18 protein-coding genes and 1 other RNA gene are annotated in these 26,353 nt (G+C 60.6%); 12 read left to right on the top strand and 7 right to left on the bottom strand.

What is annotated here, in order from left to right; genetic code table 11:
- Positions 1 to 267: 267 nt before the first annotated feature.
- Positions 268 to 1,728: a D-alanyl-D-alanine carboxypeptidase/D-alanyl-D-alanine endopeptidase gene (gene dacB / locus GIV35_RS17385; RefSeq protein ID WP_054921721.1), complete on the bottom strand. Its 1,461-nt coding sequence runs from the start codon at positions 1,726 to 1,728 to the stop codon at positions 268 to 270.
- 236 nt (positions 1,729 to 1,964) lie between these two features.
- Between dacB and GIV35_RS17380 the strand changes: the two genes are divergently transcribed.
- Positions 1,965 to 2,309, top strand: coding sequence for a YggL family protein (locus GIV35_RS17380; protein WP_003193255.1), 345 nt, complete (start codon positions 1,965 to 1,967; stop codon positions 2,307 to 2,309).
- A 37-nt stretch (positions 2,310 to 2,346) separates the two neighbouring features.
- On the opposite strand, the gene GIV35_RS17375 is transcribed toward GIV35_RS17380, so the two are convergent.
- A complete protein-coding gene (locus GIV35_RS17375; RefSeq protein WP_236264491.1) occupies positions 2,347 to 3,537 on the bottom strand; it encodes a benzoate/H(+) symporter BenE family transporter in 1,191 nt (396 codons plus the stop codon).
- 256 nt (positions 3,538 to 3,793) lie between these two features.
- Between GIV35_RS17375 and GIV35_RS17370 the strand changes: the two genes are divergently transcribed.
- Positions 3,794 to 4,558, top strand: a complete 765-nt coding sequence (locus GIV35_RS17370) for a GntR family transcriptional regulator (protein ID WP_014719469.1) — start codon at positions 3,794 to 3,796, stop codon at positions 4,556 to 4,558.
- Positions 4,559 to 4,705: 147 nt separating this feature from the next.
- On the opposite strand, the gene guaD is transcribed toward GIV35_RS17370, so the two are convergent.
- From guaD to xdhA, 4 genes are all read right to left on the bottom strand, one after another.
- The gene (gene guaD, locus GIV35_RS17365; RefSeq protein ID WP_105227772.1) at positions 4,706 to 6,010 is read right to left on the bottom strand and encodes a guanine deaminase; all 1,305 of its coding nucleotides are present in this window, start codon (positions 6,008 to 6,010) and stop codon (positions 4,706 to 4,708) included.
- A 12-nt stretch (positions 6,011 to 6,022) separates the two neighbouring features.
- Complete coding sequence (xdhC, locus tag GIV35_RS17360) at positions 6,023 to 6,862, bottom strand: xanthine dehydrogenase accessory protein XdhC (RefSeq protein WP_127881131.1); 840 nt, start codon at positions 6,860 to 6,862, stop codon at positions 6,023 to 6,025.
- A gap of 115 nt (positions 6,863 to 6,977) precedes the next feature.
- Positions 6,978 to 9,377 carry a xanthine dehydrogenase molybdopterin binding subunit gene (gene xdhB / locus GIV35_RS17355; protein ID WP_236264492.1) on the bottom strand — a complete coding sequence of 800 codons (2,400 nt, stop codon included), beginning with the start codon at positions 9,375 to 9,377 and terminating at the stop codon, positions 6,978 to 6,980.
- A complete protein-coding gene (gene xdhA / locus GIV35_RS17350; RefSeq protein ID WP_105227767.1) occupies positions 9,370 to 10,818 on the bottom strand; it encodes a xanthine dehydrogenase small subunit in 1,449 nt (482 codons plus the stop codon). The genes xdhB and xdhA overlap by 8 nt, the downstream gene beginning before the upstream one ends.
- Positions 10,819 to 11,098: 280 nt before the next feature.
- On the opposite strand from xdhA, the gene GIV35_RS17345 reads away from it, so the two are divergent.
- The 9 genes from GIV35_RS17345 to GIV35_RS17305 all read left to right on the top strand — a co-directional run bounded on the left by GIV35_RS17345 (position 11,099) and on the right by GIV35_RS17305 (position 24,320).
- The gene (locus GIV35_RS17345; protein WP_236264493.1) at positions 11,099 to 11,758 is read left to right on the top strand and encodes a GntR family transcriptional regulator; all 660 of its coding nucleotides are present in this window, start codon (positions 11,099 to 11,101) and stop codon (positions 11,756 to 11,758) included.
- Positions 11,759 to 11,760: 2 nt separating this feature from the next.
- The gene (smc, locus tag GIV35_RS17340) at positions 11,761 to 15,249 is read left to right on the top strand and encodes a chromosome segregation protein SMC (protein WP_236264494.1); all 3,489 of its coding nucleotides are present in this window, start codon (positions 11,761 to 11,763) and stop codon (positions 15,247 to 15,249) included.
- Positions 15,250 to 15,508: 259 nt separating this feature from the next.
- Complete coding sequence (zipA, locus tag GIV35_RS17335; RefSeq protein ID WP_054898611.1) at positions 15,509 to 16,372, top strand: cell division protein ZipA; 864 nt, start codon at positions 15,509 to 15,511, stop codon at positions 16,370 to 16,372.
- A gap of 87 nt (positions 16,373 to 16,459) precedes the next feature.
- A complete protein-coding gene (gene ligA, locus GIV35_RS17330; protein WP_236264495.1) occupies positions 16,460 to 18,826 on the top strand; it encodes an NAD-dependent DNA ligase LigA in 2,367 nt (788 codons plus the stop codon).
- Positions 18,827 to 19,049: 223 nt separating this feature from the next.
- On the top strand, positions 19,050 to 20,216 hold the full coding sequence (locus tag GIV35_RS17325) for a zinc-binding metallopeptidase family protein (protein WP_223023640.1): 1,167 nt from the start codon (positions 19,050 to 19,052) through the stop codon (positions 20,214 to 20,216).
- 98 nt (positions 20,217 to 20,314) lie between these two features.
- Positions 20,315 to 20,411, top strand: an RNA gene (ffs, locus tag GIV35_RS17320) — signal recognition particle sRNA small type.
- 150 nt (positions 20,412 to 20,561) lie between these two features.
- On the top strand, positions 20,562 to 22,523 hold the full coding sequence (locus tag GIV35_RS17315; protein WP_223023641.1) for a hypothetical protein: 1,962 nt from the start codon (positions 20,562 to 20,564) through the stop codon (positions 22,521 to 22,523).
- Between the two features lie 158 nt (positions 22,524 to 22,681).
- Positions 22,682 to 23,728, top strand: coding sequence for an N-acetylmuramidase family protein (locus GIV35_RS17310; RefSeq protein WP_105227755.1), 1,047 nt, complete (start codon positions 22,682 to 22,684; stop codon positions 23,726 to 23,728).
- A 1-nt stretch (position 23,729) separates the two neighbouring features.
- Complete coding sequence (locus tag GIV35_RS17305) at positions 23,730 to 24,320, top strand: hypothetical protein (protein WP_236264496.1); 591 nt, start codon at positions 23,730 to 23,732, stop codon at positions 24,318 to 24,320.
- 71 nt (positions 24,321 to 24,391) lie between these two features.
- On the opposite strand, the gene GIV35_RS17300 is transcribed toward GIV35_RS17305, so the two are convergent.
- Entirely contained in the window at positions 24,392 to 25,255 is an 864-nt protein-coding gene (locus GIV35_RS17300; protein WP_223023644.1) for a LysR family transcriptional regulator, read from the bottom strand.
- A gap of 98 nt (positions 25,256 to 25,353) precedes the next feature.
- Between GIV35_RS17300 and GIV35_RS17295 the strand changes: the two genes are divergently transcribed.
- Complete coding sequence (locus GIV35_RS17295; RefSeq protein ID WP_223023645.1) at positions 25,354 to 26,295, top strand: DMT family transporter; 942 nt, start codon at positions 25,354 to 25,356, stop codon at positions 26,293 to 26,295.
- Positions 26,296 to 26,353: the final 58 nt, after the last annotated feature.

Raw genomic sequence — 26,353 nt, 5'->3', positions numbered from 1 at the left:
CGAAAGTGAGCCGCCGTCAGGGCGGAACCCTAAGTGGCCGTTACCGCAGGAATGGATATGTACACGGTCCAACTGTGTTGACTGTCAGGCCGTCTTCGCAGGCAAGCCAGCTCCCACATTGGATCGCAGGGCATCAGTTATATCTGTGTCGGCTGCCAGGCCGTCACGGGAGCAAGCTCCCTCGCCACAGATTTAGCGTCGTGCCGAAGTTGTGTAGATACCTATGGCTATCGCGGGCAAGCCCGCTCCCACAGGGTAATGGAGTGCTTAGAGGACCGGCGCGGCCGCAACGGCCTTCGGCTGGCGATACAGGTCCAGCAGCACCTGATCCAATACCGACGAGGCTCCCCAAGGCTTGGAGTCGTTGAGAATCGCCACCACCGCCCAGGTATTGCCATTGTTGTCGCGGCTGTAACCGGCAATGGCGCGCACGGTGTTCAAGGTGCCGGTCTTTACGTGGGCTTCGCCGCGCAGGGCGGTGGTTTTCAGGCGTTTACGCATGGTGCCGTCGGTGCCGGCGATGGGCATCGAGCTGATGTACTCCGCCGCATAAGGACTTTTCCACGCCGCTTGCAGCATGGCCGCCATTTCGCGGGCGCTGACCCGTTCGGCGCGGGACAGGCCGGAGCCGTTTTCCATCACCAGGTGCGGCGCGGTGATGCCTTTCTTGGCCAGCCACTGGCGCACGACGCGTTGCGCGGCCTTGGCATCGTCGCCATCGGCATCGTTGCGAAACTGCGCACCCAGGCTCAGGAACAACTGCTGGGCCATGGTGTTGTTACTGTATTTGTTGATGTCGCGGATGATTTCCGCCAGGTCCGGCGAGAAGGCGCGCGCCAGCACCTTGGCATCCTTGGGCACCGGAGCCTGGATATCACGGCCCTGGATGGTACCGCCCAGCTCCTTCCAGATCGCCCGCACGGCGCCTGCGGTGTAGGTGGCGTGGTCGAGCAGCGACAGGTAAGTCTGCGAGCTGCAGCCATCACCCAGTTGGCCGCTGACGGTCACGGTCACGCTGCCGTCGGCGGCGGTCACCGGGCTGTAGCGCACGTCACCGGTACACTGCTTGGCGTTGGTGACTTTCACCTGGTTGTCGATGCGAATGCTGGCAATCGGCGGCTCGACCGATACAATCACCCGCCCCGAATCATTGCGGGTCACGAAGCGCAGGGCCTTTAGGTTGACCAGCAAGGCGTCGGGCTTGACCAGGAACGGCTTGTTCTCATCGTTGCCGTCGTCGTTGAACTCGGGTAATTGCGGCTGGTTGAAGAAGTTACGGTCTAGCACCAGATCGCCGGTGACTTGCTGAACGCCATTGGCGCGCAGGTCGCGCATCAGCAGCCAGAGCTTTTCCATGTTCAGCTTGGGGTCGCCGCCGCCCTTGAGGTACAGGTTGCCGCGCAATACGCCGCCGCTGAGGGCGCCATCGGTGTAGAACTCGGTCTTCCACTGATGGTTGGGGCCGAGCATTTCCAGGGCCGCATAAGTGGTGACCAGCTTCATGGTGGAAGCCGGGTTAACCGAGACGTCGGCGTTGAAAACCGTAGGGGTACCAGGGCCGTTCAGGGGCAGCATCACCAGGGACAGCGCGGTATTTTGCAGCTTGGCTTTCTGCAAGGCCTGCGCAACGCTGGGTGGCAGGGTGTTATTGACGGGAGCAGCGGAAACGGAAAAGGCCAGGGGCAAGACAACACTGGCAAGTAACACTGAACGCAAAGATTTGATCATAAGAAATAAAACCCTACTGCTGAGGAGGGTGAAAAAGGCGAGGGGTACGGAAGAAAATCCCTCATTGGTCACGAAAGTGTCGGCATTATGCCCCAAGCTGGCGCTGCTTGTAGCTGAACGATAGCCGCTAATCGCGGTTTTTTTGCGCGCATTTGCCCGTCGGTCCCAGAGAGTCGGGCAATTGCCGCCTTAAACTGCTAAAGTGCCGCCCGTTAATACTTATGAGGATTGTTCCAATGGCGACTAACCGTTCCCAGCGTCTGCGCAAAAAACTGTGCGTTGATGAATTTCAAGAGCTGGGTTTCGAACTGAACCTGGACTTCAACGAAGGCCTGAGTGAAGAAGCTATCGACGCTTTCCTCGAAGCATTCATCAAAGAAGCCATGGAAGCCAATGGCCTGGGCTATGTCGGCGGCGATGACTATGGTCTGGTTTGCCTGCAAAAGCGTGGCTCGGTCTCCGAAGAGCAGCGTGCTGCGGTCGAAGCCTGGCTGAAAACCCGTTCCGAGCTGACCAAGGCTGAAGTCAGCCCGTTGCTGGACGTGTGGTATCCGGAAAAGCCGATCAACGCGGCTAAGTGATACTGAAAAAAACGGCGACCTGAGGGTCGCCGTTTTTTTATGCCTTGCGCCAATTCAGAATCAGCAGCGTCAACACCCCCGCCACAATCCCCCAGAACGCCGAACCGATGGAAAACAACGTCAAGCCTGACGCCGTGACCATAAAGGTAATCAGCGCCGCTTCCCGTTCCTTCGGCTCATTCATGGCGATGCTCAAGCCATTGATGATCGAGCCAAACAGCGCCAACGCCGCAATCGACAGCACCAGTTCCTTGGGCAGGGCTGCGAACAGTGCTGCCAGCGTGGCGCCGAATACCCCGGCAATCCCATAGAACACCCCACACCACACCGCAGCGGTGTAGCGCTTGTTGCGGTCTTCATGGGCGTGCGGCCCGGTGCAGATTGCGGCGCTGATCGCCGCCAGGTTGATGCCGTGGGAGCCGAACGGTGCCAGCACCAATGACGCCAGGCCGGTGGTGGTGATCAATGGTGACGCCGGCACGGTGTAGCCGTCGGCCCGCAGCACGGCTACGCCGGGCATGTTCTGCGAGGTCATGGCCACCACGAACAGCGGGATGCCGATGCTGATGGTCGCCGCCAGCGAGAAGTGCGGCGTGGTCCACACAGGCGTCGCCACCTCCAGATGAAAGCCGCTGAAGTCCAGCAGCCCCATCAGCCCTGACAAGGCGGTGCCGATGAGCAGGGCGGCCAGCACGGCATAGCGCGGCGACAGACGCTTGATGATCAGGTAGGTGAAGAACATCCCCAGCACCAGCCCGGTACGGTGCTGGGCGGCGACGAAAATTTCGCTGCCGATCTTGAACAGAATCCCGGCCAGCAGCGCCGCCGCCAATGACGCCGGAATCCGCTTGACCAGCGTCTCAAAGCTGCCGGTCAACCCGCAGAGCGTCACCAATACAGCGCAGGTGATGTAAGCACCGATGGCCTCGCCATAGCTCACCCCGCCCAGGCTTGTGATCAGCAGCGCCGCGCCAGGGGTGGACCAGGCGATGGTGATTGGTGTGCGATAGCGCAGGGACAGGCCGATGCTGCACACCGCCATGCCGATGGAGATCGCCCAGATCCACGAAGAAATCTGCGCCGTGGTCAAGCCGGCGGCCTGGCCGGCCTGGAACATCAGCACCAGGGAGCTGGTATAGCCGGTCATCATGGCGATAAAGCCGGCGACGACGGCCGACGCAGAAGTGTCGGCCAGCGGGCGCAAGGGCGCTTGGGTGGCGTCGGTCATGGAGCGATGATCCTTGTGTCAGGCTTTCCTGTAGGAGCGAGCAAGCTCGCTCCTACAAAGAGGGCGTGGGAAATCGTGGAATCAAGCCTAAACTCAAACGTAACGAGTCATTGCAATACAGCCGAGGCCGCAAACAGCCGTACAGTGTGTTGGCGCAGTGGGTTGTGTACAATGTGCGCTGTTTTTAGGTGATACTTGCCAGCGACACGCTGTTGCCGTATTACCGTTAATTCGCCGTTCTCAAACCCGAGTGCCCATGAACGAACAGTTGCAACCTCTCAAGAAACAACCGCGAGCCGGCAAGGCCGGTCGCAGCGGAACCCAGGACGATATCGTCTATGCGCATATCTTCGAGGCGATCCTTGAACAACGCCTGGCGCCCGGAACCAAATTGAGTGAAGAGGCACTGGGCGAGATCTTCGGCGTGAGCCGCACCATCATTCGCCGCGCGCTGTCGCGCCTGGCCCATGAAAGCGTGGTACTGCTGCGGCCCAATCGCGGTGCGGTGGTTGCCAGCCCAAGCGTCGAAGAAGCGCGTCAGGTGTTCATGGCCCGGCGCCTGGTGGAGCGGGCGATCACGGAGTTGGCGGTGCAGCACGCCACGGCCGAGCAGTTGGCCGAGTTGCGCCAGATGGTCAACGACGAGCGCGACAGCTTCTCGCGCGGTGACCGTGGCGCCGGTATCCGTCTCTCTGGCGAATTCCATTTGAAGCTGGCCGAAGCCGCGAAGAACGCGCCGCTGATCAGCTTCCAGCGCAGCCTGGTGTCCCAGACGTCATTGATCATCGCCCAGTACGAAAGCGGCAACCGCTCGCACTGTTCCTACGATGAGCACACCCAGTTGATCGACGCGATCGAAGCCCGGGATGCGACGTTGGCGGTGAACTTGATGATGCATCACATGGATCACATCGACAGCAAGCTCAACCTCGATGAAGAGAGTGCGTCGGATGATTTGCATGCGGTGTTTTCGCATCTTTTACAGACTAAAAAACCTGGGCGCTCGTCTGTAAAGTTGTAAACCCAATCAAATGTGGGAGCAGGCTTGTGTGGGGGGCTTGCCCGCGATGCAGGCGCCGCGGTGTATCAGTTACACCGCGGTGATGCTATCGCAGGCAAGCCAGCTCCCACACAAGCCTGCTCCCACATTTGTTGTATGTAGCTTGAATCAGCGCTGGTGCACCAGTTGCCCGGCTGCATAGGTTTGCAACACCGTCCGGTCATCCCCCAACGTCATCAGCACAAACAACGTCTCGGCAATGTTATTGGCCTGTTTCAGGCGATAGCTCAGCAGCGGCGTGGCGTTGTAATCCAATACCAGGAAGTCTGCATCGGTACCCGGCTGCAACGTGCCGATCTTGTCTTCCAGGCGCAGCGCTCGAGCGCCGCCCAGGGTCGCCAGGTACAGCGACTTGAACGGGTTCAAGCGCGCACCTTGCAGCTGCATGACCTTGTACGCTTCGTTCAGGGTTTGCAGCAGCGAGAAGCTGGTGCCGCCACCCACGTCGGTGCCCAGGCCCACGTTCAAGTTGTGTTTCTCGGCCATCGGCAGGTTGAACAACCCACTCCCGAGGAAGAAGTTCGAAGTCGGGCAGAACGCCACCGCCGAACCAGTCTCTGCCAGCCGTGCGCATTCGTCGTCGCACAGGTGTACGCCGTGGGCAAACACCGAGCGCTCGCCGAGCAGCTTGTAATGGTCGTAGACATCCAGGTAGCCGTTGCGCTCCGGAAACAGCTCATTGACCCACTCGATTTCCTGCTTGTTCTCGCTGATGTGGGTCTGCATGTACAGGTCTGGGTACTCGCCCAGCAACTGACCGGCCAGCGTCAGTTGCTCCGGCGTGCTCGTAGGGGCGAAGCGTGGCGTCACCGCGTAATGCAGGCGCCCCTTGCCGTGCCAGCGTTCGATCAGCGCCTTGCTTTCCTGATAGCCGGATTCGGCGGTGTCGGTGAGGTAGTCCGGCGCGTTGCGGTCCATCATCACCTTGCCGGCGATCATGCGCAGGTCGAGTTTCTCGGCCGCTTCAAAGAATGCATTCACCGATTGCGGGTGCACGCTGCCGAACACCAGCGCCGTGGTGGTGCCGTTGCGCAGCAGTTCCTTGATGAAGATATCGGCGACTTCTTCGGCGTGAGCCTTGTCGGCAAACTGGCTTTCACAGGGGAAGGTGTAGGTGTTGAGCCAGTCCAGCAACTGCTCGCCATAGGCGCCGACCATACCGGTCTGCGGCAGGTGGATATGGGTGTCGATCAAGCCAGGGGTGATCAGCGCGTCCTGGTAATGGGTGATGTCGATATCGGCGGGCAGGCTCGGCAGCAGGTCGCTGGCGTGCCCAAGGGCACTGATCTGGCCGTTGTCGATCACCAGCAGGCCGTCCTCGAAATATTCATAGGAGGCTTCGACCCCCACGATGGCAGGGTCGGCGATGCTGTGCAGGATGGCGGCACGGTAGGCTTTGCGAGTCAAAGGCATGATCGTCTCAATTCAGATAGCGTGGCTGCGGCGCGAAGCCGGCAGCAGTTTGGCAATAGGTTCGGCGCCGGCAAGGTGCTGGCCGAAATTGGCGTTATAGGTGGCGATGATTTCGCCGGCGATGGAGATGGCGATCTCCACCGGAAGCTTGCCCTTGACCTCGGGGAGGCCCATGGGGCAACGCATGCGTTGCAACTGCGCGGCGTCAAAGCCGCGATCACGCAGGCGGTGTTCGAATTTGACCCGCTTGGTTTTCGAGCCGATCAGGCCGAAGTACGCGAAGTCGTTGCGCTTGAGCAGGGCGGCGGTCAGTTCCAGGTCCAGCGCGTGGTTGTGGGTCATGACGATGCAGTAGCTGCCTGCAGGCAGGTCGGCAATTTCGTCGACCGGCTCTTCGCTGACGATTTTACGCACGCCTTGGGGGATGTGCTGCGGGAATTCCTGCTCGCGGGAATCGATCCAGCGCACCCGGCAGGGCAGACTCGCCAGCAATGGCACCAACGCACGGCCGACGTGGCCGGCGCCAAACACGGCGATGTGCGCTTGCGCCTGGCCCATGGGTTCGAACAGCAGCACGGTCACGCCGCCGCAGCACTGGCCCAGGCTGGCGCCGAGGCTGAAGCGCTCCAGATGGGTGTTCTGCTGCCCGCGCACCAGCATGTCCCGGGCGATCTGCATCGCCTTGTATTCCAGGTGCCCGCCGCCGATGGTGTCGAAGGTGTGCGCGGCGCTGATGACCATTTTGGAACCGGCGTTGCGCGGGGTTGAGCCGAGTTCTTCGATGATGGTGACGAGCACGCAGGGTTCGCCCTGGTTTTGCAGGGTGGCGAGGGCGCTGATCCAGTTGTCCATGTCTACCTCAACATTTCTGCTGTTAGTTCGGCCGCTATCGCAGGCAAGCCAGCTCCCACATTGGAATGCATTTCAAATGTGGGAGCGGGCTTGCTCGCGAAGGTCGCGCCTCGGTCTAGAGCGAAGCCATCTCAGTGTCAGCCTCGACAGCCTTCGCCGCCCGCAACTGCCGCATCTGTTCACACCCCCACAACACCCGCTCGGGCGTGGCCGGCGCATCGATCCTGGGCTGCTGGCGATAGTCAGCCAAGCTCGCCACCGCATCCTTGATTGCACACCACGAAGCAATCCCGAGCATGAACGGCGGCTCACCCACGGCCTTGGAATGGAACACCGTGTCCTCCGGGTTCTTGCGGTTCTCTACCAGCTTCACCCGCAGGTCCAGCGGCATGTCGGCCACTGCCGGGATCTTGTAGCTGGCCGGGCCGTTGGTCACCAGCTTGCCCTTGTTGTTCCACACCAGCTCTTCCATGGTCAGCCAGCCCATGCCCTGGATGAAGCCGCCTTCCACCTGGCCGATGTCGATGGCCGGGTTCAGCGAAGCGCCGACGTCATGCAGGATGTCGGTGCGCAGCATTTTGTATTCACCGGTCAGAGTGTCGACGATCACTTCGCAGCAAGCCGCCCCGAAGGCGTAGTAGTAGAACGGTCGCCCGCGTGACTGGCTGCGGTCGTAGAAAATTTTCGGGGTTTTGTAGAAACCTGTGCTGGAGAGCGATACCTGGGCGAAATACGCCTGCTGGATCAACGCCTCGAAGCTCAGGATCTGCTCGCGCACGCGCACATGGCCGTTGCGAAATTCCACGTCCGCCTCGCTCACGTCGTATTTGCGCGCCGCAAATTCCACCAGGCGCTGCTTGATGGTTTCGGCCGCATTCTGCGCGGCCTTGCCGTTCAGGTCGGCGCCGCTGGAGGCGGCGGTGGGCGAAGTGTTGGGTACCTTGTCGGTGTTGGTGGCGGTGATCTGGACGCGGTCGATTTCGACCTGGAATACCTCGGCCACGACTTGCGCGACCTTGGTATTCAAGCCCTGGCCCATCTCGGTGCCGCCGTGGTTCAGGTGGATGCTGCCGTCGGTGTAGATATGGATCAGTGCCCCGGCCTGGTTGAGGAAGCTGGCGGTGAACGAAATACCGAATTTCACCGGGGTCAGCGCCAGGCCTTTTTTCAGGATCGGGCTGTGGGCGTTGTAGAGGCGGATTGCTTCGCGGCGCTCTGCGTACTGGCTGCTGGCCTCAAGCTCGGCGGTCATTTCTTCGAGCATGTTGTGCTCGACGGTCTGGTAGTAGTGGGTAACGTTGCGCTCGGTCTTGCCGTAGTAGTTGGCCTTGCGCACCGCCAGCGGGTCTTGGCCCAGATGGCGCGCGATGGCGTCCATTACCTCTTCGATGGCGACCATGCCTTGGGGGCCGCCGAAGCCGCGATAGGCGGTGTTGGAGGCCGTGTTGGTCTTGCAGCGATGGCCATTGACCGTGGCGTCGCCCAGGTAATACGAGTTGTCGGCGTGGAACATGGCGCGGTCGACAATCGAGTTGGACAGGTCCGGCGAACAACCGCAGTTACCCGCCAGTTCCAGGTTGATGCCGTGCAGTCGGCCGTTGTCGTCAAACCCCACGTCGTATTCGATATAGAAGGGGTGACGCTTGCCGGTCATCAGCATGTCTTCGACCCGTGGCAGGCGCATTTTGGTCGGCTGGCCAGTGAGGCGCGCCACCACGGCGCACAGGCATGCCGGGCTGGCGGCCTGGGTTTCCTTGCCGCCAAAGCCACCGCCCATGCGGCGCATGTCGACCACGATCTTGTTCATCGACACATCCAGCACTTCGGCCACCAGCTTCTGCACTTCGGTGGGGTTTTGCGTGGAACAGTAGACGATCATGCCGCCGTCTTCGGTGGGCATCACCGAAGAAATCTGGGTTTCCAGATAAAAGTGTTCCTGGCCACCGATATGCAAAGTGCCCTGGATACGGTGCTTGGCGCTTGCCAGCGCAGTGGCCGAATCGCCGCGCTGGTGGGTGTGGCTGTCGAGCACGAAGTGCTTGTTGCGAAACGCCTCGACCACATCCAGCACCGGTTCCAGGTCTTCATATTCGATCACCGCCGCCATCGCCGCCTTGCGTGCGGTCTCCAGGTCGCGGGCGGCCACGGCCAGTACCACCTGGCCGACGAACTGCACGGTGTCGATGGCCAGCAGCGGGTCGCCGGGCATCAACGGGCCAATGTCTTTCAGGCCCGGTACGTCTTCATGGGTGATGGCAATGCGTACGCCGTCGAAGGCGTAGCAGGGCGCGGTGTCGATGCTGATGATCCGGGCATGGGCGCGGTCGGACATGCGCGCATACAGGTGCAACTGGTTGGGAAATTCCAGGCGGTCGTCGATGTACTGCGCTTCACCGCTGACGTGCTTGGCGGCGCTGTCATGCTTGACGCTGCGACCTACCCCGGTGGTGAGGTCCTGGGCAAAGAGTGCGGCAAGTTCGGCCTGGGTTTTTACCACGGCGTGATGGTTAGACATAAGCGGTCACCCGAGTCTCGATGTGCGGCGTTTGCAGTTCGATGAAGTATTTGCGCAGCAGGTTCTGCGCGCTGAGCAGGCGGTATTCCTTGCTGGCGCGGAAGTCCGACAGTGGGGTGAAGTCCTGTGCCAGGGCGGCGCAGGCTTTCTCGACCGTGGCCAAGTTCCAGATGGCGCCCACCAACGCGGCCTCGCAATTTTTTGCGCGTTTTGGTGTGGCGGCCATGCCTCCGAAGGCAACGCGAGCCGCGCTGATCACACCGTTGTCGATGTTCAGGTTGAACGCCGCGCACACCGCGGAAATATCGTCGTCCAGGCGCTTGGACACCTTGTAGGCCCGGAACAGCGTGTGGCCCTTGGGCACGATGATGGTCTCGATGAACTCGCTGTCCTGGCGCGCGGTGACGCGGTAGTCGATGAAATAGTCTTCCAGCGCCAGGGTGCGGCGGGTGTTGCCTTTGCACAGTACGATCTGCGCGCCCAGGGCAATCAGCAGCGGCGGCGAATCACCAATGGGCGAAGCGTTGCCGATATTGCCGCCCAGGGTGCCCTGGTTACGAATTTGCAGGGAGGCGAAGCGGTGCAGCAGTTCGCCGAAGTCCGGGTATTCGTGGTGCAGCGCGGCGTAGCAGTCGGAGAGGGCGGTGGCCGCGCCGATTTCCAGGCGGTCGTCGAACTGCTCGATGCGCTTCATGGCTTCAATGTTGCCGACGTAGATCATCACCGGCAGGGTGCGGTGGAACTGGGTGACCTCCAGCGCCAGGTCAGTGCCGCCGGCCAGCAGGCGGGCTTGCGGATAGGCGTCATAGAGGTCGGCCAGGTCGGCGACGGTCAGTGGCACCAGGCAGCGCTTGTCACCGCTGTTGAGTTCACCGGTTTGCGTCGGCGCGATGGCCTTGAGGCGGGCGATGGTTTCAGCCTGGCGGCTGTCGAATTGATCCTGGGGCTTGTTGCAGCAGGCCTGTTCGGCGGCGGCGAGGATCGGGCGATAACCGGTGCAACGACACAGGTTGCCGGCCAGGGCTTCATGGGCTTTCTGGCTGTCGGGGGCATCGCTGTTCTTTTGCAGGGCAAACAGCGACATCACAAAACCTGGGGTACAAAAGCCGCACTGCGAACCGTGGCACTCGACCATGGCCTGTTGCACGCTGTGCAGTTGGCCCTGATGCTTGAGGTCTTCGACGCTGATCAGTTGTTTGCCGTGCAGTGACGACACGAACGTCAGGCAGGAATTGAGGCTGCGATAACGAATCTGCTCGACGCCTTGCTCGTCGGTGTGCAACTCGCCGACCACCACGGTGCACGCGCCACAGTCGCCGCTGGCGCAGCCTTCCTTGGTACCGGATTTGCCCACATGCTCGCGCAGATAGTTGAGCACGGTCAGGTTGGGGTCCAGGGCGTGCTCGCTACGGAGTTCCTGGTTAAGTAAAAACTGGATCACGGAAGGCCTCGCAGACTCATTATTGTTGTTAACCGCTTTGCGCCGAATCTAGTCATGTCTGACTTTTCGGTCAATGGTTTTCTGACCTAAGGGTCAAGAAAATACGATCACAACACTTTCAATTATGGTCCAGTCTTCTGGAACCGGCGTTTTTGGCGGCTTACAGGCTTTCAACGTTGCTTATTTCGTGCCAAATTCGCCACGGTGGGCGTAGCGCCATCAGCGGGCCAATGCGCTACACTGCCGCGCTTGTACCGATAGCAGATTTTGAAGGGAAAACATGACGTTCAAGGCGCCGGACAGTCTCGCCGAGCAAATTGCTCACCACCTCGCCGAACGTATCATTCGCGGCGATCTCAAGCCTGGGGAGCGGATCCAGGAACAGAAAGTCACGCTGGCGCTCAACGTCAGCCGTGGTTCCGTGCGCGAAGCTTTGCTGATCCTTGAGCGCCGCCATCTGATTGCGATCCTGCCGCGCCGTGGCGCCCACGTCACCGAACTCACCGCGCACAAGGTGCAGAGCCTGTGTACGTTGATGGGCGAGATGTACATCCTGCTCGGCAATGCGGTTGCCGAAGGCTGGCAGACCCAGGCCGACATGGCTCCGTTCCTGCAGATCCAGCAACGCCTGCATCTGAGCCTGGAGCGCGAGGACATCCGCGCCTTCGTCGAAGAAAGCTTCAATGTGATGCGCGCTGCATACCCCTTCGCCAACAATCCGTATTTGCAGGAAACCGTCGAGAACCTGCAGCCGGCGATGAACCGCGCCTATTACCTGGCCCTGGATCAGCGCAAGGCGTCCATGAGCGAGTTCCTGGCGCTGTTCGAGCAATTGCTCGCCGCAGTACTGGCCCGTGACTTGGTGCAGATACGTGGGGTGCTCACCGCCTACTGCCAGCGCAGTAGCTCGCTGGTCATCGCTGCGTTGGCGGACGCCTAAGCGTGCGGCTCAAGTGCATCAAGTTGGCGGGGTTCAAATCCTTCGTCGACCCGACTACCGTCAACTTCCCCAGCAACATGGCGGCGGTGGTGGGGCCCAATGGTTGCGGCAAGTCGAACATCATCGACGCCGTGCGTTGGGTGATGGGCGAGAGCTCGGCGAAAAACCTGCGCGGCGAGTCGATGACCGACGTCATCTTCAACGGCTCCACCAGCCGCAAGCCGGTGAGCCAGGCCAGTATCGAACTGGTATTCGATAATTCCGACGGCACCCTGATCGGCGAATACGCAGCCTACGCGGAAATTTCCATCCGTCGTAAAGTCACCCGCGACAGCCAGAACAGTTACTTCCTCAACGGCACCAAGTGTCGCCGTCGCGATATCACCGATATCTTCCTTGGCACTGGCCTGGGCCCGCGCAGCTACTCCATCATCGAACAGGGCATGATCTCCAAGCTGATCGAAGCCAAGCCCGAAGACCTGCGCAACTTTATCGAAGAAGCGGCTGGCATCTCCAAATACAAGGAGCGCCGCCGCGAGACTGAAAACCGTATCCGCCGCACCCACGAAAACCTCGCCCGCCTCACCGACCTGCGCGAGGAGCTGGAGCGCCAGCTCGAACGCCTGCACCGCCAGGCCCAGGCCGCCGAGAAGTATCAGGAATACAAGGGTGAAGAGCGCCAGCTCAAGGCGCAATTGTCGGCCCTGCGCTGGCAAGCATTGAATGACCAGGTGGGCCAGCGCGAAGCGATTATTGGCACCCAGGAAGTCAGTTTTGAAGCGCTGGTGGCCGAGCAGCGTAATGCCGACGCCAGCATTGAGCGCTTGCGTGACGGCCACCATGAGTTGTCCGAGCGCTTCAATCTGGTGCAAGGCCGCTTCTATTCGGTGGGCGGTGACATTGCCCGGGTTGAGCAGAGTATCCAGCACGGCCAGCAGCGTTTGCGCCAGTTGCAGGATGACTTGAAGGAAGCCGAACGCGCACGCCTGGAAACCGAATCGCACCTGGGCCATGACCGTACCTTGCTGCTGACCCTGGGCGAAGAGCTGGACATGCTCACCCCCGAGCAGGAAATCACCAGCGCCGCCGCCGAAGAAGCCGCCGCCGCCCTGGAAGAATCCGAAGCCACCATGCACGGCTGGCAGGAACAGTGGGACGCCTTCAACCTGCGATCCGCTGAGCCGCGCCGCCAGGCCGAGGTGCAGCAGTCGCGCATCCAGCAGTTGGAAACCAGCATGGAACGCCTGGCCGAGCGCCAGCGCCGTCTGCAGGAAGAGCGTGTCCTGCTCGCTGCCGACCCGGAAGACGCGGCGATCATGGCGCTGAGCGAACAACTGGCCGAAAGCGAAATGACCCTGGAAGAGCTGGAGGCCAGCGAAGAACAGCAAGTGGAGCGCCTGGAGCAACTGCGCCAGCAATTGCACACCGCGACCCAGGCGCAGCAGCAAGCCCAGGGCGACTTGCAGCGGCTCAATGGTCGGTTGGCTTCGTTGGAAGCCTTGCAGCAAGCCGCGCTCGACCCCGGCACTGGCACTGCCGAATGGCTGCGCGACCAACATTTGGCCGAGCGCCCGCGCCTGGCCGAAGGCTTGAAAGTCGAAGCCGGCTGGGAACTGGCGGTGGAAACCGTGCTGGGTGCCGATCTGCAAGCGGTGCTGGTAGATGATTTCGGCGGCTTTGACCTGGCCGGGTTTGCCCAGGGCGATTTGCGCCTGCTCAGCCCGGCGCCCGAGGGTGCAAGGGTACCGGGCAGCTTGCTGGACAAGGTCGAGGCGGCGATGGATCTGTCGCCATGGTTGGGCCAGGTCAGGCCCGTGGAGTCCCTTGAGCAAGCCTTGGCCCAACGCGGCCAATTGGAGGGCGGCGAAAGCCTGATCAGCCGCGATGGTTATTGGGTCGGCCGCCACTTCCTGCGCGTGCGCCGGGCCAGTGAGGCGGAAAGTGGCGTATTGGCCCGTGGCCAGGAAATCGTCAACCTGAGCGCCGAGCGTGAAGAACGCGAAGCCACACTGGAAAGCCTGGAAACCGAACTGCAAACCCTGCGCGCTACCCAGCGCCAGCAGGAAACCGGCCGCGAACACCTGCGTCGGCTGTTGCAGGACGAAGCGCGCCAGCAAGGCGAGTTGAAAGCCCAATTGTCTGCGAGCAGGGCCAAGGTGGAGCAATTGACCCTGCGCCGCACCCGTCTTGACGAAGAAGTGGCCGAAATGGGCGAACAGCGCGCCCTGGAACACGAACAGATCGGTGAAGCGCGCCTGCACTTGCAGGAGGCCCTCGACAGCATGGCCCTGGACACCGAACAGCGCGAGTTACTGCTGGCCCAGCGCGACAGCCTGCGCGAGCGCCTTGACCGCGTGCGCCAGGAAGCCCGGCAGCACAAGGACCACGCCCATCAGTTGGCCGTACGCCTGGGCTCGTTGCGCGCCCAGCATGATTCCACACGCCAAGCCCTTGAGCGCCTGGAGATGCAGTCCGAACGCCTGACCGAAAAGCGCGAGCAACTGAGCCTCAACCTGGAGGAGGGCGAGGCACCGCTGGAAGAGCTGCGCCTCAAGCTTGAGGAATTGCTCGACAAGCGCATGACCGTCGATGTCGAACTCAAGACCGCCCAGATCGCCCTGGAAGACGCCGACCGTGAACTGCGCGACGCCGAAAAGCGTCGCACCATGGCCGAGCAGCAATCGCAGTTGATCCGCGGCCAGCTCGAACAACAGCGTATGGAATGGCAAGCCCTCAGCGTGCGCCGCAAGACCTTGCAAGACCAATTGCTGGAAGACGGCTATGACCTGCACGGCGTGCTCAACACCCTGACCGTCCAGGCCAACGAGAAAGACGCCGAAGAAGAACTTGAACGGATTGCCGCACGTATTCAACGCCTGGGCGCGATCAACCTCGCCGCTATCGATGAGTACCAGCAGCAGTCCGAGCGTAAACGTTATCTGGATGCCCAGGACGCCGATCTGGTTGAAGCCCTGGACACCCTGGAAAACGTGATCCGCAAGATCGACAAGGAAACCCGCAACCGCTTCAAAGATACCTTTGATCAGATTAATGGCGGTTTACAGGCGTTATTCCCAAAAGTTTTCGGTGGTGGCAGCGCCTACTTGGAACTGACGGGCGAAGATCTACTCGATACAGGGGTAACGATCATGGCGCGGCCTCCGGGCAAGAAGAACAGCACCATCCATTTATTGTCCGGCGGCGAAAAAGCCCTGACCGCATTGGCTCTGGTATTTGCCATCTTCAAGTTGAACCCGGCGCCGTTCTGCATGCTCGACGAAGTTGACGCGCCGCTGGATGACGCTAACGTTGGACGCTACGCTCGGTTGGTCAAAGAGATGTCCCAGACCGTGCAGTTCATCTATATCACCCACAACAAGATCGCCATGGAAATGGCCGACCAGTTGATGGGGGTGACGATGCATGAGCCCGGATGTTCGCGATTGGTAGCGGTGGATGTGGAAGAGGCGATGGCGATGGTGGAATCCTGAGCCACGCCGGGAGAGAGAATTTACAGCACGCTGTAGGGCGATTTACCGGTCTGGGGAAAGTGGCAAATGGACATATTTGTTCAAGGCATTTTGACAGACGGTGTAAAGTTATCTTTGGTCGTGCTAGTTTAATGTCAATTTTTCGTGTGCGTGGGCAAAACGTCAGTCAGAACATAGAGTTGGCGCCACGTTTTAAAGCGGTTTGCACGGTGCTAAACCCCTTATTTTTCAGCATTTTTTATTAGAGGCACGGGATTACATGGAAATCGGTCTGCGCGAGTGGCTGATCGTCATCGGCATTATTGTCATTGCCGGTATTCTTTTTGATGGCTGGCGCCGCATGCGCGGTGGCAAGGGCAAGCTCAAGTTCCGGCTGGACCGAAACCTGTCCAACTTGCCTGACGACGACGGCGCCGCCGAGCTGCTGGGGCCGCCCCGTGTGCTGGATACCCATAAAGAGCCGCAACTGGATGAGCACGACCTGCCGTCGATGAGCGCCCCGCTGCGTGAAGCCCGCGAGCCGTCGTCCAAACGTGGCAAGCGCGGTAGCGCGGCGGTTGCCGAGCCGCACCAGGGCGACCTGAACCTCGACGTCGATGATGGCCCGAGTTTCAGCAGCCGCGATGACGATTTCCCGGACGAGACGTCCGCCAAGAGTGCGGCGCGCCAATCGGTCAACGATCAGCCGGCTGCCGAAGAAGTCCTGGTCATCAGCGTGATCTGCCGCGATGCCGGCGGTTTCAAAGGCCCGGCACTCTTGCAGAACATCCTCGAAAGCGGCCTGCGTTTTGGCGAGATGGATATCTTCCATCGTCACGAAAGCATGGCCGGTAACGGCGAAGTGCTGTTCTCCATGGCCAACGCGGTCAAGCCCGGCACGTTCGATCTGGACGATATCGACCTGTTCAGCACCCCGGCGGTGAGTTTCTTCCTTGGCCTGCCAGGCCCGCGTCACCCGAAACAAGCGTTCGACGTGATGGTAGCCGCTGCCCGCAAGCTGTCCCAGGAACTCAACGGCGAGCTCAAGGACGACCAGCGCAGCGTGCTCACCGCCCAGACCATCGAACACTACCGTCAGCGCATCGTCGAGTTCGAGCGTCGCGCCCTGACACAGAAACGCTGAGGATCGATCTTAAGCGTTGTCTGTAGAATCCGTGCACTAACATATTGAGCAGCTTCGGCTGCTCTTTTGCTTTATGAGAGAACACCCATGACCGCCGCCCATACCCGCATCCTCGAACTGCGCGCTGAACTGGATCAGCACAACTATCGCTACCACGTCCTCGACGAGCCGAGCATTCCGGACGCCGAATACGACCGCCTGTTCCACGAGCTCAAGGCCCTGGAGGCCGAGCACCCGGAACTGGTGACGCGTGATTCGCCGACGCAGCGGGTCGGCAGTGCGGCATTGTCGGCGTTCACCCAGGTCAAGCACGAGATCCCGATGCTCAGCCTGGGCAACGCCTTCGATGAAACCACCATGCTGGAGTTTGATCGTCGGGTCACCGAGGGCCTTGATCTGCCGGTGGGTGATCTGTTTGGCGCTGGCGCGGCGGTGGAATACAGCTGCGAGCCGAAGCTGGATGGCCTGGCGGTCAGCCTGCTGTACCAGGATGGCGAGCTGGTGCGCGGTGCCACCCGGGGCGACGGCACCACCGGCGAGGACATCAGCGTCAATGTGCGCACCGTGCGCAATATCCCCCTGAAACTGCACGGCACGGGCTGGCCGGCCACCCTGGAAGTGCGCGGTGAAGTGTTCATGTCCAAGGCCGGTTTCGAGCGATTGAACGCCTCGCAACTGGAAGTGGGCGGCAAGACCTTCGCCAACCCGCGCAACGCCGCGGCGGGCAGCCTGCGCCAACTGGACTCGAAGATCACCGCCAGTCGCCCGCTGGAATTCTGCTGCTATGGCATCGGCCAGGTGACCGCGGATATCAGCGACACCCATATCGGCAACCTCAAGCAGTTGCAGAAGTGGGGGATGCCGATCAGCCACGAGTTGAAGCTGGCCAAGGGTATCCAGGAGTGCCTGGACTACTACCGCGACATCGGCGAGCGCCGCAATGCGCTGGGCTATGAAATCGACGGCGTGGTGTTCAAGGTCAACAGCATTGCCTACCAGCGTGAACTGGGCTTCCGTGCCCGCGAGCCGCGCTGGGCGATCGCGCACAAATTCCCGGCCATGGAAGAACTCACCGAGCTGCTCGACGTGGAGTTCCAGGTCGGTCGTACCGGTGCCGTCACGCCGGTGGCGCGCCTCAAGCCGGTCAAGGTGGCCGGCGTGACCGTGTCCAATGCCACCCTGCATAACATGGATGAGGTTGCCCGCCTGGGGCTGATGGTCGGCGACACCGTGATCATCCGCCGCGCCGGTGATGTGATTCCGCAGGTGGTCTCGGTGGTCACCGAACGCCGCCCGGAAAACGCCCGCGCCGTGCAGATCCCGCAGAATTGCCCGGTGTGCGGTTCCCATGTGGAGCGCACGCAACTGGTCAAGCGTAGCAAGGGCAAGGAAACCGTCAGCGAAGGCGCGGTGTACCGTTGCGTCGGGCGCCTGGCCTGCGGCGCGCAGCTCAAGCAGGCAATCATTCATTTCGTCTCGCGCCGGGCCATGGACATTGACGGCCTGGGCGACAAGACCATCGAGCAACTGGTGGATGAACAGCTCATCGGTTCGCCGGCCGATCTCTACAAGCTCAAATATGAACAGATCATCGACCTGGAAGGCTTTGCCGATATTTCCAGCAAGAAGCTGATCAGCGCCATCGAAAACAGCAAGACCCCGACCCTGGCGCGCTTCATCTACGCCTTGGGCATTCCCGACGTGGGCGAGGAGACGGCCAAAGTCCTGGCGCGCTCGCTGGCGTCCCTGGAGCGCGTTCAAAAGGCGTTGCCAGAGGTGCTGACGTACTTGCCGGATGTAGGGCTGGAAGTGGCCCATGAGATCCATAGCTTCTTTGAAGACGGCCACAATCAGCAGGTGATTGGCGCGCTGTTGTCACCGGACGAGTGCGGCCTGCAATTGCAGGAGCAGGGCGAGCTCAGCGCGGAATTCGCCGCCAGCACCACCTTGGGCGGTTTGCTCGACAAGCTGCACGTGCCGTCTGTGGGGCCAGGTGCTGCGCAGAAGCTCGCGGACAAGTTCGGTTCGCTGGAGGGCGTAATCAAGGCTGACTGGCTCGATATGCGCCAGGCGCTGCCCGAGAAACAAGCCAAGGCTGTACGGGACTTTTTCGATAATGCCGACAACGCCAGCCATGCCCTGGCCATCGAGCAGCAGCTCAAGGACTTTGGCATGCACTGGCAGAGCGAGAAAAAGGTCGTTGAAGGCTTGCCCGAAGCCGGGCACACCTGGGTACTCACGGGCTCCCTGGAGCTGATGAGCCGCGATGTGGCCAAGGACAAGCTCGAAAGCCTGGGGGCCAAGGTGGCCGGCTCCGTTTCGGCGAAAACCCACTGTGTGGTGGCGGGACCCGGCGCCGGCTCGAAACTGGCCAAGGCCAATGAACTGGGCCTGAAAGTACTGGACGAAGAGGCCTTCGTCGCCTTCCTGGCCAAGCACAACATCACCGTCTGATTGATCGTCCCCACTCCGCGTGGGAGCGATCTCTCAACACTGTAGGAGCGAGCTTGCTCGCGAAGAATCAAAGGGCGCCGCTGTAAATCAGGCGCCCCGCATTATCGTTAACGATCTTCGCGAGCAAGCTCGCTCCTACAGGGAGCAGAGGCATCTCCTGCACGTGTTGAACGATCTCTCCCGAGAAATGATCTAGTCTCTGTCACCCCAGGGAGAGATCGCCATGTTCCGCTACTTCGAGCAACTCAGCACGCGTATCGCCGCTCCGTTCATGGCCGAAACCGCGCGCAACAGCAAGGTGTGGCAATGCCGGTGTGGCCAGTCGCTGTTTTTTCGCAACAGCCAATGCCTGGCCTGCCAGGCGGCATTGGGTTACCAGCCGCAGCAAAGCCGCCTGTCGTCCTTGCAACCTGGGCCGGCGGTCGGTACTTGGCTGGCGGACGATAATCTCGATGCCGGCGCATTCCGGCGCTGTGCAAACCTCGATTCACCCGCCGCCTGCAACTGGCTGATTCCTGCTCACAGCACTGCACCGTTGTGCGTGGCCTGTAGCCTGAACCGCACCATTCCTGACCTATCAATTGCGGAAAACCACGAACGCTGGCGCAAGGTCGAAACCGCCAAACGCCGCTTGGTCGCGCAACTGATCAGCCTGGGCTTGCAAGTGCTGCCCAAGAGCGTTGATGAAGAGACTGGCCTGGCCTTCGACTTCATCGGCATCGACCTGGAAGGCAACGCGCCCACCACCGGTCACGCCAATGGGCTGATCACCCTGGACATCAAGGAAGCCGACGACGCCCACCGTGAAAAAGTCCGCGTACAGATGCGCGAGCCATACCGCACCTTGCTTGGCCATTTTCGCCATGAAGTCGGCCATTACTACTGGGATCGCCTGATCGCCAACGGTCACTGGCTCACACCTTTTCGCAACCTGTTCGGCGACGAACGCGCCAGTTATGCCGAGGCCCTCGACCGGCACTACCAGAACGGCCCGCGCCCGGACTGGCAACTCACCTGCGTGAGCGCCTATGCCACCATGCACCCCTGGGAAGACTGGGCCGAAACCTGGGCCCACTACCTGCACATGATGGACGCCGTGGACACGGCCCTGGGCTTTGGCATGAGCGCCCGCGAGATGGACCTGGATTACCAGCCATTCCCCCTGACCACACTCTACGACCCCCAACACCCTGGCGGTCCGGCATTCCTCTGCTTCGTCAATGCCTGGATCGAACTGGCCGGCATGCTCAACGAACTGTCCCGCGCCATGGGCCAGCCGGATTTCTACCCCTTCGTGCTACCGCCCGCGGTGATTGCCAAGCTGCACTTTATTCACCTGGTCATCCAGGAAGAGGGCGGCAGGGCCGATGGGGTTATGGCAAGTGCTTGAGCCTTCTCATTTTTTAATCCGGAACCAACGGTTGTAACTTCCGATGAGATGGGTACAATGGCGCGGCTTGCCGAGAGGCAGCGTCGTTATGGTGACCCCATCGGTCCCCCCGCAACGATTACCCGTGAACCTGGTCAGAGCCGGAAGGCAGCAGCCACAGCGGGAACATTGTGTGCCGGGGTGTGGCTGGTGGGGTTGCCTCCATAACGCTCCCTTCTGCAGTCCCTTCTAAAACTCAAGTTATTTTCAGCCAGTCATCTGTGATGCTTCTTGCACAGTGCATGACGGTCATTTCGCGTCTAGTGGCATACTCCCAAGCGTCTCTTTCCCTGGCTACGAGGCTCTATGCACTCGGAACATTTCGACTTATCCAGCCCCGTATTCTTGCCGATCACCGAGCACACCTGTGCGGGTTTGTTGGGCGGCGAGGGTATCGATGCGCTTGTAGCCCTGAGTGAGCCCGAATTGGCGGCGGTGTTGGTGATCCAGAACCTGGCGCAGGTGCCGGAAAGCGAGCTGAGCGCCAATGGTGCTGAAAAAGTGTTGGCCAAACTGATTGACTGGGCAGTAGATGCCAGCCATTCGGCCAGTGTGTCCCTGCTCTCTGAAGCGCAGCGGCTGTTCGATCAGAGGAAGCTGTATTTCGGCCTCAATGTGGTCAAAAGCCTGAAGCTGCGCTTTCTGCTGGAGGAGGAAGTACAGGCTCGGGACTATCTGTTGCCCAGTGGCAAATGGGACGTCGAGTATAAAGTCCGCCACCTCAAGGCCAATGATCCGTTCAGCCAGCAGGTGATCACGCCCAGGCATCGCGAGCGCTGGTTGAGCGCCGAGCAAGACAAGCTGCTCAGAACCTTCCGCGCCAACCTGAACGAAGACCTGCATGTTCAAGGCTATGCAGGCATTGGCAAGAGTCACCTGCTGGTGGCCTTGCTGGAGCACCTGCGCCCGGAAAAGACCTTATTGTTGGCACGCACCCCGGCAAAACTCGAAACCCTGCGTGCGCGCATGGTGGGAGCGCGGGAGCGTAAGGCCGGGCATACCTTCCAGGACTTCGCCCATGCTCTGTTGCATGGCCCGAGGCCAAAGCCGCTGAATACGCCGATGAGGGTGCCGACCAAGCAGGCGCTCGCTCAAGAACTGAATATCTTTGGTTTCCGCCGCCTGGAAGGGCAAGCGGTGGTGGAGGTGTGCCTCAAGGTGCTTGAGGCCTACTGCCGCTCCTGGGAGTACAGCTTGTCGGCCCAGCATTTGCCGCATTTCAAGCAACCGCTCGCCGGCGTCGATGCCAGGGCGCTGCTCGAATATGCCAGCCGGTTATGGGGCTACCTAGAGGCGAACCCGGCCTGGGGCCGGCATACCGGGTTTGAAGGCTTGTTGATGATCAAGCGCGCCAGCCTTGCAGGCTGCGTGGTGCCCGAGCGCTATACCCATGTGCTCATCGATGAGAGCCAGGACATCCCGGCGCCGCTGTTGCAAATCATCGAGCGCGGCCGCCAGGTGCTGATCACTTTGGGGGATGAGTATCAGCAGGCCAGTGGCGGCGTGGTCAAGCGTGCCCGTGAGGTTCGCCATACCGACGTATGCTACTCCGTGCGTTCCGGGCGCAATGTCGAGCGCCTGGTCAACCCGTTGATCAGCTTGCACTCGGAAAAAAGCAAATCGCTTTTCGAGGGCGCGCGCGATGCCGATGTCGGCATTGAGTTTTATCCGCAGGGTTTCGTGCCCCCGCAAGGTTGCGTGGTGTTGACCGCTTCCCATTGGGACACCATGCAGTGGGCGATCCAGCTGAGCCACGCCCGCTGTGCGTTCGGCCTGGCGAGCAAAGAGGCCCAGCAGTCGCTCAAGCATTTCATGGACACGGTCATCGCGTTGTTCAAACCCGATTTCTATAGCAATGAGTTCAATGACCTCGGCCCCCATGCGTTTTTCAGCGACATGGCCGATTGGCAGCAGGTGCGCGAAGCCTGCCAGTTCGATGAGGCATTTCTGTGGGTCGAGGCCGAGCTGGAAAAAGGCTTTAACGTGGCGGATGTCACGCGTCTGAACAGGTTGATTGGCCATCCGGACGAGCGCGTCCTGTTGATGCTGGCGCAGGATGCGGGTGGCATGGAGTTCGACCGGGTACTGCTCACCCCGGAATTGTTGACCAATGTGAAGTTCCAGGACGCCTACGCGTTCGATCAACGACTCTGTGCGGTGTATATCGCGATTTCACGGGCCAGGGTGCAGTTGTACCTGCCCTACGATGTGGTCGAGTGGCTCGACTATCACAAGTATCAAAAGACCCGTGAATCCCACGGTTACTGACGGTTTTAATCCGGCTGTTTCACAACTTTCATAAAGCCCTCTGGACAATCCGCAGACCGCCTTGTTAGCTTGCGCCGGCCACTTGTTTCAGAGTATGACAAGGGCATGGATTTGATGTTGAAGTGCTATCACTTCTTTCACTCACAAGGATGTCTGTCATGAAAAGCCTGCAAGGGTTGCCTCGTCTTATCAGTGCTTCGGTAGGGACGCCCGGCAAAGCCCGCAACTTGCCCGCCGATGTTCAGTGCATCCAGTATTTATTCAATTTGATCATTCCCAAGATGGGTTTTGCCTTGCTGGAAAACGGCAAGTGCGACGGCCAGTTGGTGCAGTGCATCAGCCAGTATCAGTTTCGCCATCTCAAGTACGCCCATCCCGATGGCGTGATCGACCCCACCGGGCGGACGTTCAACAGTCTGATCGAAGAGGCGCTGAAGGTACCGGTGCGGGCTTTTCCCAATACGCGCATTCCGACGTTTCTCAACATTTTCGGCAATAACAACGTCGATGCGGTACAGGCCACGGTCAATGTGTACCTGGACCGCGTGCGTGCGGTGATCGAGGCCGAGCGGCGTAACCGGCAGTTGATGATGCAGTCCACCTGCGACGGCGGGACGACATTGAGCGACACGGATTTCCAGAACGCCGCCAAGCAATTGGGCAACGGCATTTCGGTGAATGTGGTCAAGGCGTTCGCCACGGTGGAGTCGGGCGGGAAAGTGGGGTTTGGGCCGGCCAAGTTGCCGATCATTGCCTTTGAAGGGCACCACTTTCGCAAGTACACCAAGCACATCTACGACCAGTCGCAGCCGCTGCTGTCGTATGTCTACAAGAAAAAAGCCGGCCCGCAATGGCAGGCGAACAACAAGGATCAGGTCAAGGCCTGGGAGACCATGGCCACCGCCTTTGCGCTGGATCAGGAAGCCGCCTTGATGTCGGCCTCCTGGGGCATGTTTCAAATCATGGGGTTCAATTTTGCTGCGTGCGGATTCAAGACGGTGTTTGAGTTCGTGGCGTCATTAAAGATCAATGCCGGTAACCAACTCAAAGCCTATCTCAGCCTTTGCAGCCACAACTCGGCATTATTGAGTGCCATGAAAAACAAGGACTTTACCGCCATGGCCCGAAACTATAACGGTGATGATTACGGCAACTATGACGTCCTGATGAAACAAGCCTACGAAGCCTTTGAAGGGAAGAAATAAGATGATTCGTTATCTGGCGATGGGAGTGCTGTCGTGGTGCGCCGTGGCGCCTGCGTTGGCCGGCTCGGCGGCGTTGCATTCAGGCCAATATGAAGGGCTGATGCTGGCGGTGACGCCGGGGCATCAGGTGGAGGGTTTTTACCAGGAATCGATGGGCGAGGGTGTGGCCCGTGGTTGCACGTTCTACCTGCAAGGCAAACCCGAAGCGCTCACCACCTGGCTGGACGCTGCCTACCCAGGCAGTGTGGCAGCGGCGTCCGACGGGGTGACCCTGACCGTGGCGCAGGGCCGTCAACACCCCGGCTGCATCAACGTGCTGATGCCGGAAATCGCCACCGGCCTGGAGCTGAGCCAGACCGCCAGCAAACAATGGATCGGCTTGGTGACGGTGTCTGCCGACAAGGCTTACTTGCTGAAAACGCCGGGCGCCAAAGCGGCAAAGCGGCCCTACATCGTCAAGCATGACGTAGTGGGCGTACTGGCATTCAAGGACGGCTGGGCGCAGGTGGAATTCATCAACGCTGACGACCGTTCGTTCACGGGCTGGATCAGCCAGGGCCAGTACGCACGGTTGGCTGCGCCGAAGCTGTAAAAAGGTGGGAGGGGGGCTAATGCCCGCTCCCACATTTGATCTTCATGGCTGTGAGCATTAAGGCAATCCCGTCAGCCAAAGGTCTCGCGCAGTAGCCCGGCGAACGCATCTCGCGCCAGGTGCCGCTGGGTGTCCGTATGCCAGAACAACAGGTTGTCCACGGGCGTCAGCGCTTCAAAGCGATACGATGCCAGCTGATTGGCCTGTTCATAGCGCGCCAGGATCCCCTCGGGTGCCAACGCCACGCCAATCCCCGCGCTCACGCATCCGATGATCGTGCCCCAACTGGCGTAGCTGGCGATTGCTGGCTTGATGTCATGGGGCTTGAGCCAGTTTTCCAGGGCGGCGCGATAAGGGCAGCCCGGCGGCCACACCAGCAGGGTTCGGCCGGCCAGGTCCTCGGCACTGTTGATAGGTGCGCTGCACGCGCTGGCGATCAGCACCAGGCGCTCGCTGTAGACCACGCTCTGTTCCAGCTTCGTGCGTTTGCCGCCGGCAGCCACCAGCGCCACATCCAGGCGGTGGTGCTGCAGGTCGTCCAGCAGTTGCGCCCAGGCACCGGTGACCAGTTCCAGGCTGACATCGGGATAACGCCGGTGGTATTCCGCCAGCAGCGGTGGCAAGCGCCCGCTGGCGCTGGATTCCACCGCACCGATGCGCAAGGTGCCACGGGGAATGGCGCTGGCATCCACGGCGCGTTTGGATTCATCCACCAAGGCTAGGATACGTTCGCAGTAATCCAGGAAGATCTCTCCCGCGGCGCTGATCGCCAGCCCTCGACCAGCACGGATAAACAGCGGAGTGCCCAACTCGCTTTCCAGCTGCTTGATGCGCGTGGTGATATTGGACGGCACGCAGTGCAATTGCAGCGCAGCCTGGGCCACGCTGCCGGTTTGCGCCACGGCTCGTACCATTTTCAGTTGGGCCAGTTCCATTGCTCAGTTCCAATGATTTCAGAAGTCAGAAACGCTTAATTGTCCTATGCCTGGCCTGGGCCAAGACTGCCAGCATTCCTTTTGCGTGGATGCTGTCGATGAATACTCCGTCACCTCTAAAGCTTACGCTAGTCATTGCCAGCGTCATCCTCTGTTGGGCGTATTCCCCCATCGGCGTACACATGGGGCTGCACAGTTACAGCCCCGGCCAATTGGCGCTGCTGCGGTTTTTGATCGCGTCGGTATTCATGGGCGGTGTGGCCTCGGTGGTGGGAATTGAACGGCCACCATTGCGCGACCTGCCGTGGTTGTTGGTGCTGGGCTTTTTCGGGGTGTTCCTGCACCACACCAGTCTCAATTACGGGCAGCAATGGGTGACGGCGGCAGCGTCGAGTGTGTTGGCACAGTCGGCGCCATTGTTCAGTGTGTTGATCGCGTTTTTGTGCTTGAAGGAGCAGGTCAGCACCTGGCGCTGGGGCTGCGTGCTGTTGGGGTTGGCCGGCGTAGTGGGGGTGATCTGGGGCGACCGGGGCATAGGCGATATCAACCCACGGGGTTTGCTGATCTTGTTGGCGGCCTGCTCATGGAGTGTGTACTTCGCCATCCAGCGACATTACGCCCATCGCTACAGCCCGTTGACGATGGCGTGCTACATGGTGTGGTCCGGCACCCTGATGCTGTGCGTGAACCTGCCGGGCCTGCCCGTCGCCATCGTGCAGGCACCGATGGTGGAGAATCTTGCCGTGCTGGTGCTGGGCATTTTTCCCAGTGCCTTGGCCTATCTGGCCTGGGGTTACGTGTTGAAGTACGTCGAGGTCAGTCGTGCGTCGGTGGCGATGTACCTGATTCCACCGGTTGCCATGCTGATGGCCGCCACGCTGCTTGGCGAACACGTCACCCTGCAGGTGATGCTGGGCGCGGTGATCGTGCTGGCAAGTGTCGCCGCTATCAGCCTGGAAGGGCATTGGCGCTCCAAGGTGCCAGCAAAACGCCCGCAGGTGCCCTCCGGGAGGCCAATCGAACAAGCTTCGTCAGATTAGACGAGCGTGCCGGATGCAATTTCCCCCTTGCTCCGCTAGCATTACCGGCTTCTGCTTC

It is taken from the genome of Pseudomonas sp. PA-1-6B, from assembly GCF_021609545.1.
GTDB classification, from domain to species: Bacteria; Pseudomonadota; Gammaproteobacteria; order Pseudomonadales; family Pseudomonadaceae; genus Aquipseudomonas; species Aquipseudomonas fluorescens_BV.
The sequence above is the reverse complement of the archived record's forward strand: the minus strand, read 5'-3'. Positions and strand labels throughout refer to the sequence as shown.